Here is a 12,164-nt window from a genome sequence, read left to right as displayed (position 1 = left end):
TGTCGAAGCGCAGCGAATATCAGGGAGTGCCCAAGTGGCCGGATTTCAGGTGCATCCTTAAGGATTGAAATATCCTTAAGGTGAGGCACCCTGTTCGGTCGCGATGCCGATTTTGGTAACGGAAAATCGGACTGTGTATGGGGCCGAGTTTATACGAGGAATGGATTATGGATAGCTTCGTAGAGTTGTACCGGGCCAGTAATGCCCTGGAAGCCCATGCCTTGAAAGGGGCGCTGGAGCAACAGGGAGTAATGGTACGCCTGCTGGGGGAAGCCCTGGCCGGAGGCACCGGTGAGCTTCCCATAGACAGCCAGGAAGTCGGTTTGTTGGTGCAACGTCGTCATTTTGATAAAGCCAATGCGGTGTTGGAACAATATCATCAGAGTCAGGCGCCCTGGCAGTGTCCCAGTTGCGACGAGCAGAATGATGGTCATTTCGAAACCTGTTGGCGTTGCGGGGGCTTGCCCCAGAAATAGGTTGCTATGAAACACAATCCTGGCTTTGATGCCCTGGTCGACTCCCTTCGGCCGCAAGTGAAAGAACTCTCCATCGATACCCTTCTTAACTGGCAGGCCAACGGCCATCCTCATCAGCTGATAGACGTGCGCGAGCAGGACGAGTGGCAGCGCGACCGCCTGCCCAATGCCAGTTATCTGGGCCGCGGTGTGATGGAGCGAGACATTGAGTCCCTGTACCCGGACAAAGATCAGGTCCTGGTACTCTATTGTGGCGGCGGTTATCGCTCGGTACTGGCGGCAGTGAATCTGAACCTGATGGGCTATACCCAGGTGTATTCGCTGATTGGCGGTCGTCGTGACTGGATGAACCGGCAGTTGCCGATGGAGAGCTGATGCGTTATTTCCCCCTGTTCTTTGATACTAAGGCCAAGCGCTTGTTGATCGTCGGCGGGGGCGAAGTGGCTGCCCGTAAACTGGCGTTGTGGCGACGCAGCGAGATGACCATTACCCTGGTGTCGCCGCAGTTGTGTGCCGAGTTGCAGACGCAGCAGGAGGGGTTTCACTGGGTATCCCGACACTTCGATGATGACCTGATCCCCGGTTTTGACGGGGTGATCGCCGCCACCGACGACGAGGGCCTGAACCGCCGCATCAGTGTGCTGGCAAAACAGCAGGGGGCTTGGGTAAATGTGGTGGACGATCCGGGCGCCTGTACGGTAATCACCCCGGCCATTGTCGATCGCAGCCCGGTGGTGGTGGCCATCGGCAGTGAAGGGGGCGCGCCGGTACTGGTGAAAGAGCTACGGCGGCGACTGGAGTCGATGTTGCCATCGTCCTTATCACCGCTGGCCAAGTTTATGGCCGAGGCCCGCTATCGGATTCCATTGGCCCAGCGGCGCCGAGTGTGGGAGCGCTTCTTAAGCCGTAATGGCCTGGGTTTCGATGATCAGACCGATGCGCGACTCGAGCAGGCAATGGAGCAGCAGGCCGAAGCCGGCTGGGCGCTGCTGCTGTCCGCCGAGGTGGATCCGGATCTGTTGCCGCTGAAGGCGGCGATGTTGATGCAGGAGTGCGATGCGCTGTGGTTTGACGGTGACTTGCCGAAGCGCCTCGACGAGCTGTGCCGCCGCGATGCTCAGCGCCGTGCCTGCCTGCCCACGGCATTGGCGCCGGATCAGAATGTGCTGGTGGTGGCATCCGCAGAGCGCTATCAGGATTGGCAGCGCCAGCTCAGTGGTGCCCGGGTTATCGAGGTGGGCAGTGGCTGGTTGGCGTAGCTCGCCTTTTAGACCGGGGCTTTTCCATTAGCGGTGTTCTAAAACAGGTCGTTGCCGGTCACGACCATCAGGGCAAAAATCCATACCGTGAAGGCCATGCAGATGTGCACCAGGCCGTAGATCAACGCATCTCCCCGTTTCATGACCCGATCGTCAATAATCAGATACAGGTGCAATAGGGCGATCAAGCCCATGGCGATGTTCAGGGGCCATTGAAACGCCGTATTACCTTCGGGTATCAGCACGCGAACGCCGATGGCAAAAAACACCATCAACAGGGTCAGTATCGGTGCGATCCCGATGCGATAACTGTCTGGGTACCACTGCAGCACGGCGTCTCCTTAGTGGGCATGATTTCTGGCGATCAACTGCGCGCTGAAGCGATGCGGTTGTTGATGCTCCCCTTCAACGTAATGCAGGGGCTGCAAAGATGCAAAGTGTTGTTTCAGTTCACCGGGCTTAAGCAGGAAGTCAGGGTTACTGGGTTTGCCTATTTGAGCCTGTTGGCTGAGAAAAGTTTCATAGAAAATAATTCCTTGAGGTAGCAGAGCTGCCTGCAGTGCCGGCATTAGCGGCCGGTGCAGGTAGTGACAGACCACGATGGCGGCAAACTGGCGGCCGGCCAGAGGGGCGCTGTCGGGCTGTTCCAGATCCAGTTGCCAGCAGACGATGGGCAGGCGTTCGGCTTCGGCGATGGCGGCAATGGCAGCCAGGGCCTCTGGATTGCGGTCGGCACACCAGACCGGAATGCCTTTGCGAGCCAGATAGAGGGCGTTGCGTCCGTGTCCGCAAGCCAGATCCAGAACCGGGCCTGGCGGCAGCGAATCAAACAGGGCCTGGTGTTCGATCAGAAAGGCCGCGGGGGAGAGGTTGCTGTGCATGTGGGCGTCCTTGATAAGGGAGGAGCGCCCAGTATAACGGCTTGCGGGTGAGCAAGGCAGCGGGAATCAGCCCTTGACCTCTTTAGGACCATCGATGCGACGCCGGTGCCAGATTGAGTAGTGGCGCAAGCCCGCGGGACCGTGGGAGGTGATCACCGAGATCAAGGCCACGGTACAAAACAGCGCCACCTTATACTGGGGCAGGGGATAGCACAGCGCCACCAAGACCACCTTCAGCAGGGTCAGCACCCCCTTCATCTGCACCAGCCACAGTGGCGAGCGCACCACCTCCCACACCATCAGGATCAAGCCGGTACTCATGGCCAGTATCCACCAGGGCAGCCACAGGGATTTATCGACGTTGTAGAAAAAACCGCCACTGGCTCCAATGATGCCTAACACATGCAAGGCTCTCAGGCTGGATTTACTGAGTCGCTGAATCCAGAACTGCTTTTCACTGAGGGAGGAGTGTTTGGCCATGGAGGTGTCCGCTGAAAAAATTTGCCAAAGGGTACCACAGTGATTCGAGGATGGGGATGATCCGCCTCTCGGCCCGGTGTTGGCGAGGATTCTGAGAAGGGTTTGTTTCCGCGGCGGCGGCGGCTTTGTGATCCACTGCACTAAATGAAAATTAGTTGCATTAAATCGAGAACCAAAGCGCCATTGACGTACCTAATGTTCTACGATAGGTAGCATATGGGTTGTCCCGCTAGGGGCAGCAGACTGTTGGCGTTTAGAAGGTATCTGCAATGATGAAACGATTGATTCTGGGCGCTCTGGTAATGAGCAGTGGTGTATCTGCGATGCCAGGCATGGGTAATGGCAATGCGAGCATGGATGGGCTCAAAGGCAACAATCCACATGGCGCTGTGCCCATGGAAGATGCCGTATTGGTGGGGAAGCTCACCAGCCAGCAGTTGATCTTTGAAATGATCCCCATGGGGCGGGAATACCTGGCCTATAAGGTCAATACCGAAGCCCTGAGTCCACTGGTAAAACGGGAGGACAAGGTGGAAATTCTGGCGGTACTGGGAACCTGGGATAAGGTCAGCCAGCAACAGGTGCCGCGGATGATGAAGATTTTGAAGATCCTCGATAACCCCAATATCACCGCCGATTACGTTGGTGTCGATAAGAAAGGCAGCGCCGGAGAGACGCCGTTGATGGAGGGGATTCAGGTGATTGCGTTCCCGACCTTCATTGTGCGTCAGGGCGGCAAAGAGATTGGCCGCATCGAAGGCCAGACACCGCAAGGGCTGGAAACCGAACTGGCGCAGTTGCTGCGCTAATCGAATCACAACAACGAATTTAAGACGGTCGCCTCAGGCGGCCGTTTTTGATTGTGGTCAGCAATGAGAACAAGCCCAGCCCAGAGTTTAACCTGGGTTTGTTGTGACCCTCAGGGTCAGTGGCCAGCGCACCACCTTGGTGCTGCGGGCATCGCCCCAGGCAACCGCGAGGGCCTGCCAGACCGGTTTCAGATCGGATTCTGTATGGGTCTTCAAGTACCGCTGCAGTGCCGACCAGGTTTGCAGGTAGCCGCAAAATTGGGCCAGGGTCCAGGATTTTTCAATCTGCAGATGCCTGGTGGCCTGTGGGAGCAGCGGTAATTTCAGATGCCGATAGCCGTTTTCGACCCAACGTCGCTGTGCAGACCAGTAGCGACCCAGAATCGATTGGTACAGGTGGGCGACCACCTCATCCACGGCCGGGGTAACGTGGCAGTTACCATAGCACCACACCGCTAACACCCCGCCGGGTTTCAGGGTGCGGTGCACCTGCTGGTTAAACCGCGGCAGATTGAGCCAGTGCAGGGCCTGGGCAACGGTAATCAGGTCCAGGCTGGCGTCAGCAACTGGAATCTGCTCGCCCCGGCCGGCCAGGTACCGCACCCTGGGGTGCGAATTGGCGTGCCGGAGTTGAGCCAGGCTGACGTCGACGGCCAACACCTGCTGAAAGTGATCAGCCAGTGCCCGAGCCGCCTGTCCTGAACCGGTGGCGATATCCAGAGCCCGCTGCTGTTGCTGGCAGAGACCACTGATGTGCTCAAACAGCGATTCAGGGTAGTCCGGGCGAAAGCGGGCGTATTCTTGGCTGTGGCCGGAAAACAGATCAAACACGCTGTCCATAGCGATAATCCATAAATATATGTAATTAAAAATATTATCAAAGATAATTTTTTGATGGTATTTGCAGCAACTACACTTGTGGCATCTTCCCTGGTATTCGAGGTAACAATGCAGCTGCAGTTAGAGAATAAGCGAGTCCTGGTAACGGGTTCAACCGCAGGAATTGGTCATGCCATCGCCAAAGCCTATCTGAAGGAGGGGGCTCAGGTGTTGATCCATGGCCGTGACCAGCAACGCAGTCAGCAGGTGGCCGATCGTCTGGCGGACGAGTTGCAATGCGAAGGCCGGGTGTTTGCGGTGGCGGCGGATCTGGCGGACGCGGCACAGGCCGAGCAGTTGCTGGCTCAAGTGCAGGAACTGGGCGGGGTCGATATCCTGATTAACAACACCGGCGTGTTCGAAGTTAAGGCGTTTGAGGCCATCGACGATGCCGAGTGGATGCACTATTTCAACGTTAACGTCATGAGCGCGGTGCGCCTGGCGCGGGCGCTGTTGCCGCAGATGCAGCAACGGGGCTATGGGCGCATCGTCAACATCGCTTCCGAGTGTGGCATCAAGCCTCTTGGACAGATGGTGCACTACTCGGTGACCAAGACCGCCTTGATCTCGCTGTCACGGGCGTTGGCCGAACTGACTAAGGGCCAGGACGTCACCGTAAACTCGGTCCTGCCCGGCCCAACCTGGACCGAAGGGGTAGAAAATTACTTTGATACCCTGTCGCAGTCAGAGGGGAAACCGGTGGCGGAATTGACCGCTAACTATTTCACTGATCACGAGCCCACCAGCCTGTTGCAGCGGTTTGTCCAGGTGGAGGAGGTGGCCAATGCCACCGTGTATCTGACCAGCAACCGTGCCATGAACGGCCAGGCATTGAGAGTGGAAGGCGGCATCATTCGGGCGCTGTAAGCAGCAATAAAAAACGCGGCCTGGCCGCGTTTTTTTGTGCATTTTTGTTAGCGCATCATATTTCGTTGAGAGGCTCTCTGCTGCCGCATCGCCTCATCCCATTGTTGGTACAGGGCCAGTATCTGTTCACTGATGGCCTGGTAGCTGGGGTGCTCTGGTTGTTGTGACTGAGCCTGAGCGACGTGGCGGGCCAGCAGGCAGATTAAGTGTTGTGTCTGACTCAATGGGCCATCAGACAGGCTCTTGATCACCATGTGGCGCAGCCCGAGACTGAGAATCTGCAGCAGGGTGCCGGTGTTCAACGGTTGCTCTCTGAGCAACTCCGGCTCTTCGGCCAGCACCAGTTGGCTGAGTAGGTTGGTGACCTGAGATAAGTTGGTGGCGCCTCGGAACAGGCTGTGGATGCTGACATCCCGAGCCATAAATTCTTCCAGATCGGTGGCCAGATCGGCGCTTTCCCAGCGTCGTTTGGAAAACTCTCGAAATTTGCTCATCGTCGTTATCGCGTACTGACAAAATCTGTTGCTCAGTGTAGCGGTTTTCTGGGTGGGTGGCCGTGAGCCCGGGTTGCTTTTGGCTACGGGGGGTCGATGGCCAGGGGCGGCGAAAGATAACCGTCGCAAGGGCTGACTTTGATGCAAGGGTACCGTAAGATTGACTGAAAATTGAACGCTTAAGGAAGAGTCAATGAAACGGGTGGTGTTTAACCAGAAGGGCGGAGTCGGCAAATCCAGCATCAGCGTTAACCTGGCTGCCATCAGTGCGGCCAGAGGCTATCGAACGCTGCTGGTGGATCTGGATGTTCAGGGCAACAGCAGCCATTACCTGGGAGTGGACGAGGCCAACCTGCCGCAGGGTAAGACGGTGGCGGATCTGCTTAAGCAAACCGTCGGCTGGTTTGGCTCCATGCCGGCACCGGAGCAGTTTGTTCACAAGACGCCGTTTGACAACCTGAGCCTGTTGCCCGCCAGCCCGGCGTTGGCGACTCTGGAGCGGGAGTTGGAGATGCGGTATAAAATCTACAAACTTCGGGACGCGTTAAAGACTCTGGATAACGAGTTTGACCGCATCTACATCGATACCCCGCCCAATTTCAACTTTTACTCCAAGTCGGCCCTGATAGCAGCAGATAAAGTGCTGATTCCGTTTGATTGTGATGGGTTTTCCGCGCAGGCCATCTCCAGACTGATGGACAACCTGTTGGAGCTAAAGGCGGATCACAACGGCAAGCTTGAAGCGGAAGGCATCGTGGTGAATCAGTTTAACCCTCAAGCCAGGTTGCCTCAGACGCTGGTGGCTGAGTTGGCGGCCCAGGATACCGTGCCACTGTTTTCGACCTATCTGGGCAGTTCGGTAAAGATGAAAGAATCCCACCATCAACAATTGCCACTGATCCATCTGGCCCCAGGGCACAAACTGACCGGACAGTTCGTCAGCCTGTATGAAGAGCTGGAAGCCCGCCATGTTCCGGCCTGAGTCGGCTTAACAAGCGATGGTGAATGAGGGAGGGCTGCGATGGCAACGTCATTGTGGGTGTGGCTGATACTGGCGCTGCTGCCTTATGGGTTGGCTGCCGCAGGTGGGGTCATGAAGTTGCGGCAGTTGGGGCATCTGGATAACCATCACCCCAGGTTGCAGGCTCGTGAATTGACCGGTGCTGGCGCCCGAGTCTGGGCGGCTCAGGCCAATGCCTGGGAGGCACTGGCCCTGTACAGTGCGGTGTTTGCCGTGGCCCATTTTGCCGGGGTGGCGGAGTCGGTGTTATCGCCGGCGGCATTGGGGTTTCTGCTGACCCGGCTCCTGCATCCGCTGTGTTACCTGGCCGATTGGGCCATGGCTCGCTCCCTGACGGTTACCGCCGGCCTGGCCATCTGCGTGTATGTGGCGGTTCAGGCCATGGGATTGGCCTGAACCCAGCTCGTTACTGCAGCGTGTATTGACGTCCTTCCATGCAGGCTTTGAATGCTCGGCCGTACATCGCCATCTGGCTGTCTTTCTCGGCTTGGGCATTGGCTTGTGCCTGTTGATTGGCGGCAGCGGCGTGCCGCTGCTTGGCCCCGCCTCGCAATACGCCCACTCCGGCGCCTATGGCGGCACCGTCACCGGCATCGCCGGCAATGGCGCCAATGGCCGCCCCGGCGGCGGCACCGCCCAGGGCACCGCGGGCGCGCTCACCACCGGTTTGTTGACTGGCGGGCGCCGGTTGGCTGGCCAGTTGCACCGGGTCTACCCCGGTATTCTCCGTAGCCCAGGCCTGGCACTCCATTTTGTCCTGCTTCTGTTGCCCGGCGTCCTGACCGGCTGCCGGGTAGATGATGTAGTCCTGAGCCATAACGCCCAGGGAGAGGGTGGCCAACATCAAGGCCAACGTGGTGCGCAACATGCAACACTCCTAACAAAGAATTTACCCTGTCAATGATGATAGCAGCGGCCTGAATCCTGGCTGAATTTTATGAATGTTGTTTCTCAGCCTCTGAGGCGTCTTGGGTAATGCCGCTGTTCACTCTGGGGGGGGGGGGTTATTTTAATCGTGCTTAATCATGGGGTTAACCTTGAGTTTCTTACTGAGGGAGGCATTAGCATTTTGGTCTGAATGAGATTTGGATCACCTTTGCATATCCGAATATGCAGTTTGAATGACTCTTTTCATATGACTGATATTTTGTTGTTTTTACTCTGCCTAACGCAGAGTGTGATCAAAACACGGTGAATTGTGTGCTATTTGAGGGTGGCATCGGTGCAGTTGGTGGTTTGAGAGGTAAAAAAAATGTGAAAAATACTGGTAATGGTAATGAAAATGGCTATCATTTCAGAAAATTCAGAGAAGAGCCGTTTTGGCCAATTTACCTCCGGGGAAGATGATGCACATGAAACTCAAGCCACTGGTAGCCGGCATTGCGCTGGCACTGACTGCAAATGGCGCCTTTGCCGCCGACAGCGTTGAACAACAACTGAAGGCACAGCAGGAGCTGATTAAGCAGCAAGCCGCAGCCATCGAAGCGCTGAGCCGTCAAGTTAAAGACAATCAGCAAGCGGTTGAAGCCGCCGTAGAAGCGGTTGAGAGCGATTCGGGCTCCAGCGCGCTGGATAAGGTCACCATCGGTGGCTACGGCGAGCTGCACTACAACAACCTTAATGGTGAAGGCGGGGCCAGCGACAAAAGTGAGATTGATTTCCACCGTTTCGTGTTGATGTTCGGTTACGAGTTTACCGATACCATCCGTTTCTTCTCTGAAGTGGAACTGGAGCACTCCCTGTCTGGCGACGGTAAGCCCGGTGAAGTGGAACTGGAGCAGGCCTACATCGACTGGGATCTGTCTTCTAACCTGACGTCACGCTCCGGTCTGTTCCTGTTGCCTGTGGGTCTGCTGAACGAAACCCACGAACCGGATACCTTCTATGGTGTCGAGCGTAATAACGTCGAAAAGTACATTCTGCCGACCACCTGGTGGGAAGCGGGTACCGGTCTGATTGGTCGCCTGGATAACGGCGTTACCTTGCAAGGCTTTGTACACAGTGGCCTGGAAACCAATGCCGACGCGAAATACTCCATCCGTTCCGGTCGTCAGAAAGTGGCCAAGGCCAACGCCGAAGATCTGGCGGCGACCATTGCGGTCTCTTACGCTGGTATCCCTGGTCTGACCGTGGGCGGCTCGTTCCAGTACCAGGCTGACATAACCCAGTCTCTGGATGCCGATGCTGGCAGTGCCACCATGCTGGAAGCTCACGTGGACTGGCAGTACGAGGCATTCCGTCTGCGTGGCCTGTACGGCATGTGGATGCTCGACGGTGATGGTCCTAAGTCCATCGGTGCCGATGAGCAAAACGGTTGGTACCTGGAGCCAAGCTTCAAGGTCACCGAAGAGCTGGGTGTGTTTGCCCGTTACAGCACCTGGGACAACCAAGCCGGTGACAGTGCTGACAGCGCCAAGGCTCAGACCGATATCGGTGTCAACTACTGGATCCACCCTCAGGTGGTATTCAAGGCCGACTACCAGTGGCAGGACAACGACAACGACAAAAACCAGAATGGTTTCAATCTGGGTGTAGGCTACTCTTTCTAAGATGCTGATGTTGAAAAAAGGGGGCCGAGGCCCCCTGTTTGCTTTTTGGACATTGCTGCTGGCAATGATGAGTGGGGGGGCACTGGCCTCCACCGAGTACCTGAGTCAGGAGGCATTCCTGTCTCAGGCGTTTGACGGTGCCGAGCCGGAAACGCGCACTCTGTGGTTGAAAGGGCCCCTGAAATCGGAATTGAACGAGTTGATGGGGGAGAAGTACGCCAAGCTTCGGGTGCGCTACTGGCAACGGCAGGGCCGCTCTGCCTGGGTGCTCGAATCCATCGGCAAGGACAAACCCATAACCTTTGGCTATGTGGTTGAATCTGGTGTCATAGTACAAGCCAAGGTACTGGTATTCAGGGAGCACCGGGGCTGGGAGATCCACAGAGAGGCTTTTACCCGCCAATATTCGGGAGCCTCGTTGCAGGATCAGCGCCTGTCACAGAGCATCGATGGCATCAGTGGCGCGACCTTATCCGTGCATGCCATGAACCGAACCGCTAAGATGGCGTTATACCTGGCTGACCATGTAACTCAATGAAGACCCGAACTTTGACCCGCTGGCACAGCAAAATTGGCATTTTGGTGTGCGTCTGGATCCTGCTGCTGGCGACCACCGGCTTGCTGCTGCAGCACAGCCATCGCATTGGCCTGGATCAACCCTCATTGACCGCCCCCTTGTGGTATCGCATCGCCGGTGTGCCTGAACCCAAAGTGACCGCAATTGAGTCCCTGCCGCTGTATCAGGTTGAGCAGGCGCTGATAACGCCCATGGGTAAGGTGGCAGAGTTGCAGGGCGGCCTGGTTGCCGCCATCGCCACACCGGAGGTCATGCTGGCGGCGGATGGGCAAGCGCTGTATCTGTTGACCCGGGAAGGTGAGTTGGTGGAACGGTTGCCGCACGGCGCTGGTATACAGTCTCTGGGGTTGGATGACCAGGGCAGGCCGTTGCTGCTGGATCAGCAGGGGCAGGCCTGGGCCCTGGACTGGTGGATGGAACAGGCACCGCAACGCAGTGACGCGCAGCTGGTCAGCAAGGGGTTGTTGCCACAGGGGGCTGAGTTGCCGGCTGAGCTGGCCGGCAAGGGCGTTGGTATCAGTGTCGAGCGTCTGTTGTTGTCACTGCATACTGGTCGCATCTTCGGCCCCGTGGGTGAGTGGTTGATGAGCCTGGTGGCGCTGATGGCCATCGCCATTGCCTGTACTGGCTTTGTTATCTGGGGACGGCGGCGTTGACGGCCGAACCTGACTCTGAGCCGGCGCAGCGGTAAGTTGCTGGTGGCGCTGTCGATACTCAAGCAACTCTTTAATGTAGTCGCTCAGCGCGCCGGCCTGATTGCCCGGGCGATCGTCAGCGGCCTTGTCCAGCCAGGGTAAAGCGGCGTCCAGTTTGTCCTGAAGAAACAGAATGTAGCCGGTCATGGTCAAGGCATATCGGTGATCAGGTGTGTGTGTCAGCACCCGCCGAAAGGCCGTTAATGCCGGTTCTAACTCGCCGTCATCAAAGCGCAACTGGCCGGTCAGCAACCACAACCTGGGAGTGTCCCAGTGCGCCACTTCGCGCTCCAGTACCACTCTGGCGCGCTGAAGTTGGAATCCGGCAATCCAGCTTTCAGCCTCTTTTTCCGTGAGTTCTGCCGAGTGCTCCTGTGCTGCCAGTCGATGGTAATAGCCGGCGGCATCCAGGGGTAACTCCTCCATGCGGCAGATGTCGGCCAGAATTCGCAGTTCGGAGGGATCAATGACTCCCATATGATCCAGATCTTTTAGCTGGATCATCGCCTCGGAAAAACGTTGCTCTTGAACCAGCAGGCTGGCCAGCGAGCGGCGAAAGCGGGGTGAGCCTCCCATGGCTGGGACCAAAGGGAACAGGGTATCGATAACTTGAGGGCGTCTGTCTGCCGCATCGGCGGCGGCGGCGGCAAGTTCTATCCAGTCCAGCTTTCTTTGTGCCGGAAATCTCGACAATAGCTCCAGGCTCAGTGTCAGGCTGTCTTGCCAATGCTGCTGTTTGTATCGGGCCAAGGCCTGAAAATAGCGCAGATCCGATCGCTGTTCACCACTGAGCCGGAAGGCCTGTTCCAGGGCCGTGGCGGCTTCATCAAAGTGTCCGGTTTCGAACGCTAGCCGACCGAGGTTTTGCCAACTGCCGGCGTGGGAATCGCACAATTGAGAGGCGTGGCGAAAGTGGATCAGAGCCTGTTGCGGCTGGTCATGCTGCGCCAGTTGAACACCAAGGTGGAATTCCAATAGGTGGTGACTGGCGTCGGCCGCTTTTTCTGACGTGGTGGACAGAACCCGCAATGCTTGTTGCGGTTTCTCCTGTTCCAGAAACAGTGAGGCCCGGGTCAGCGCCTGGTTGATGTAGGGGCTGGGTTGGGCATTGCAGGTGCTGGCCTGAGCGTAGCCGGGCACGGTGACGAGCAGTACTGCCAAAGGCCAGAGAGAACGG

17 protein-coding genes are annotated in these 12,164 nt (G+C 57.1%); 10 read left to right on the top strand and 7 right to left on the bottom strand.

Annotated features, from left to right (window positions below):
* Positions 1 to 167: 167 nt before the first annotated feature.
* Genes H598_RS0116990 through H598_RS24795 form a run of 3 tightly spaced genes read left to right on the top strand, consistent with a single transcriptional unit; the run spans position 168 to position 1,735 of the window.
* A complete protein-coding gene (locus tag H598_RS0116990; protein ID WP_028114065.1) occupies positions 168 to 476 on the top strand; it encodes a putative signal transducing protein in 309 nt (102 codons plus the stop codon).
* Between the two features lie 6 nt (positions 477 to 482).
* The gene (locus tag H598_RS0116985; protein WP_028114064.1) at positions 483 to 851 is read left to right on the top strand and encodes a rhodanese-like domain-containing protein; all 369 of its coding nucleotides are present in this window, start codon (positions 483 to 485) and stop codon (positions 849 to 851) included.
* Positions 851 to 1,735, top strand: a complete 885-nt coding sequence (locus tag H598_RS24795) for a precorrin-2 dehydrogenase/sirohydrochlorin ferrochelatase family protein (protein WP_051252818.1) — start codon at positions 851 to 853, stop codon at positions 1,733 to 1,735. The genes H598_RS0116985 and H598_RS24795 overlap by 1 nt, the downstream gene beginning before the upstream one ends.
* Positions 1,736 to 1,773: 38 nt before the next feature.
* Here H598_RS24795 and H598_RS0116975 read toward each other — a convergent pair whose 3' ends face one another.
* From H598_RS0116975 to H598_RS0116965, 3 genes are all read right to left on the bottom strand, one after another.
* Entirely contained in the window at positions 1,774 to 2,067 is a 294-nt protein-coding gene (locus H598_RS0116975) for a hypothetical protein (protein ID WP_028114063.1), read from the bottom strand.
* Between the two features lie 9 nt (positions 2,068 to 2,076).
* Complete coding sequence (locus H598_RS0116970; RefSeq protein WP_028114062.1) at positions 2,077 to 2,616, bottom strand: class I SAM-dependent methyltransferase; 540 nt, start codon at positions 2,614 to 2,616, stop codon at positions 2,077 to 2,079.
* A 66-nt stretch (positions 2,617 to 2,682) separates the two neighbouring features.
* Positions 2,683 to 3,096 carry a hypothetical protein gene (locus H598_RS0116965; protein ID WP_028114061.1) on the bottom strand — a complete coding sequence of 138 codons (414 nt, stop codon included), beginning with the start codon at positions 3,094 to 3,096 and terminating at the stop codon, positions 2,683 to 2,685.
* 269 nt (positions 3,097 to 3,365) lie between these two features.
* Here H598_RS0116965 and H598_RS0116960 point away from each other — a divergent pair, with 269 nt between their 5' ends.
* Positions 3,366 to 3,905, top strand: coding sequence for a thioredoxin family protein (locus tag H598_RS0116960; RefSeq protein ID WP_028114060.1), 540 nt, complete (start codon positions 3,366 to 3,368; stop codon positions 3,903 to 3,905).
* Between the two features lie 87 nt (positions 3,906 to 3,992).
* Here the strand turns inward: H598_RS0116960 and H598_RS0116955 are convergent, their stop codons facing one another.
* The gene (locus H598_RS0116955; RefSeq protein WP_035416070.1) at positions 3,993 to 4,745 is read right to left on the bottom strand and encodes a class I SAM-dependent methyltransferase; all 753 of its coding nucleotides are present in this window, start codon (positions 4,743 to 4,745) and stop codon (positions 3,993 to 3,995) included.
* A 108-nt stretch (positions 4,746 to 4,853) separates the two neighbouring features.
* Between H598_RS0116955 and H598_RS0116950 the strand changes: the two genes are divergently transcribed.
* The gene (locus H598_RS0116950) at positions 4,854 to 5,651 is read left to right on the top strand and encodes an SDR family NAD(P)-dependent oxidoreductase (protein ID WP_028114058.1); all 798 of its coding nucleotides are present in this window, start codon (positions 4,854 to 4,856) and stop codon (positions 5,649 to 5,651) included.
* Between the two features lie 47 nt (positions 5,652 to 5,698).
* On the opposite strand, the gene H598_RS0116945 is transcribed toward H598_RS0116950, so the two are convergent.
* Positions 5,699 to 6,145 carry a hypothetical protein gene (locus H598_RS0116945; RefSeq protein ID WP_028114057.1) on the bottom strand — a complete coding sequence of 149 codons (447 nt, stop codon included), beginning with the start codon at positions 6,143 to 6,145 and terminating at the stop codon, positions 5,699 to 5,701.
* A gap of 193 nt (positions 6,146 to 6,338) precedes the next feature.
* Between H598_RS0116945 and H598_RS0116940 the strand changes: the two genes are divergently transcribed.
* Both H598_RS0116940 and H598_RS0116935 read left to right on the top strand, forming a co-directional pair.
* Positions 6,339 to 7,127, top strand: a complete 789-nt coding sequence (locus tag H598_RS0116940) for a ParA family protein (protein WP_028114056.1) — start codon at positions 6,339 to 6,341, stop codon at positions 7,125 to 7,127.
* Between the two features lie 39 nt (positions 7,128 to 7,166).
* The gene (locus H598_RS0116935) at positions 7,167 to 7,562 is read left to right on the top strand and encodes an MAPEG family protein (protein WP_028114055.1); all 396 of its coding nucleotides are present in this window, start codon (positions 7,167 to 7,169) and stop codon (positions 7,560 to 7,562) included.
* A gap of 10 nt (positions 7,563 to 7,572) precedes the next feature.
* Here the strand turns inward: H598_RS0116935 and H598_RS0116930 are convergent, their stop codons facing one another.
* On the bottom strand, positions 7,573 to 8,034 hold the full coding sequence (locus tag H598_RS0116930) for a glycine zipper family protein (protein ID WP_028114054.1): 462 nt from the start codon (positions 8,032 to 8,034) through the stop codon (positions 7,573 to 7,575).
* 484 nt (positions 8,035 to 8,518) lie between these two features.
* On the opposite strand from H598_RS0116930, the gene H598_RS0116920 reads away from it, so the two are divergent.
* The 3 genes from H598_RS0116920 to H598_RS26150 are packed head-to-tail and all read left to right on the top strand — an operon-like array spanning position 8,519 to position 10,948.
* The gene (locus tag H598_RS0116920) at positions 8,519 to 9,715 is read left to right on the top strand and encodes a porin (RefSeq protein WP_028114053.1); all 1,197 of its coding nucleotides are present in this window, start codon (positions 8,519 to 8,521) and stop codon (positions 9,713 to 9,715) included.
* A gap of 7 nt (positions 9,716 to 9,722) precedes the next feature.
* Entirely contained in the window at positions 9,723 to 10,253 is a 531-nt protein-coding gene (locus H598_RS0116915) for an FMN-binding protein (protein WP_028114052.1), read from the top strand.
* Positions 10,250 to 10,948, top strand: a complete 699-nt coding sequence (locus H598_RS26150) for a PepSY domain-containing protein (RefSeq protein ID WP_084144516.1) — start codon at positions 10,250 to 10,252, stop codon at positions 10,946 to 10,948. The genes H598_RS0116915 and H598_RS26150 overlap by 4 nt, the downstream gene beginning before the upstream one ends.
* On the opposite strand, the gene H598_RS0116900 is transcribed toward H598_RS26150, so the two are convergent.
* Positions 10,832 to 12,148: a tetratricopeptide repeat protein gene (locus H598_RS0116900; RefSeq protein ID WP_028114050.1), complete on the bottom strand. Its 1,317-nt coding sequence runs from the start codon at positions 12,146 to 12,148 to the stop codon at positions 10,832 to 10,834. The two genes, H598_RS26150 and H598_RS0116900, sit on opposite strands and share 117 nt — an antisense overlap.
* Positions 12,149 to 12,164 lie beyond the last annotated feature (16 nt).

Origin of the sequence: Ferrimonas kyonanensis DSM 18153 (assembly GCF_000425405.1) — a bacterium.
Taxonomy (GTDB): Bacteria; Pseudomonadota; Gammaproteobacteria; order Enterobacterales; family Shewanellaceae; genus Ferrimonas; species Ferrimonas kyonanensis.
Note: the sequence above shows the minus strand (reverse complement) of the source record. Positions and strands in the feature narration are given on the sequence as shown.

Coding starts and splice junctions, on each gene's coding strand:
- H598_RS0116965 (WP_028114061.1), bottom strand. CDS start 3,096: ATGGCCAAACACTCCTCCCTCAGTGAAAAGCAGTTCTGGATTCAGCGA.
- H598_RS0116985 (WP_028114064.1), top strand. CDS start 483: ATGAAACACAATCCTGGCTTTGATGCCCTGGTCGACTCCCTTCGGCCG.
- H598_RS26150 (WP_084144516.1), top strand. CDS start 10,250: ATGAAGACCCGAACTTTGACCCGCTGGCACAGCAAAATTGGCATTTTG.
- H598_RS0116930 (WP_028114054.1), bottom strand. CDS start 8,034: ATGTTGCGCACCACGTTGGCCTTGATGTTGGCCACCCTCTCCCTGGGC.
- H598_RS0116950 (WP_028114058.1), top strand. CDS start 4,854: ATGCAGCTGCAGTTAGAGAATAAGCGAGTCCTGGTAACGGGTTCAACC.
- H598_RS0116960 (WP_028114060.1), top strand. CDS start 3,366: ATGATGAAACGATTGATTCTGGGCGCTCTGGTAATGAGCAGTGGTGTA.
- H598_RS0116935 (WP_028114055.1), top strand. CDS start 7,167: ATGGCAACGTCATTGTGGGTGTGGCTGATACTGGCGCTGCTGCCTTAT.
- H598_RS0116990 (WP_028114065.1), top strand. CDS start 168: ATGGATAGCTTCGTAGAGTTGTACCGGGCCAGTAATGCCCTGGAAGCC.
- H598_RS0116945 (WP_028114057.1), bottom strand. CDS start 6,145: ATGAGCAAATTTCGAGAGTTTTCCAAACGACGCTGGGAAAGCGCCGAT.
- H598_RS0116970 (WP_028114062.1), bottom strand. CDS start 2,616: ATGCACAGCAACCTCTCCCCCGCGGCCTTTCTGATCGAACACCAGGCC.
- H598_RS0116920 (WP_028114053.1), top strand. CDS start 8,519: ATGAAACTCAAGCCACTGGTAGCCGGCATTGCGCTGGCACTGACTGCA.
- H598_RS24795 (WP_051252818.1), top strand. CDS start 851: ATGCGTTATTTCCCCCTGTTCTTTGATACTAAGGCCAAGCGCTTGTTG.
- H598_RS0116915 (WP_028114052.1), top strand. CDS start 9,723: ATGTTGAAAAAAGGGGGCCGAGGCCCCCTGTTTGCTTTTTGGACATTG.
- H598_RS0116940 (WP_028114056.1), top strand. CDS start 6,339: ATGAAACGGGTGGTGTTTAACCAGAAGGGCGGAGTCGGCAAATCCAGC.
- H598_RS0116955 (WP_035416070.1), bottom strand. CDS start 4,745: ATGGACAGCGTGTTTGATCTGTTTTCCGGCCACAGCCAAGAATACGCC.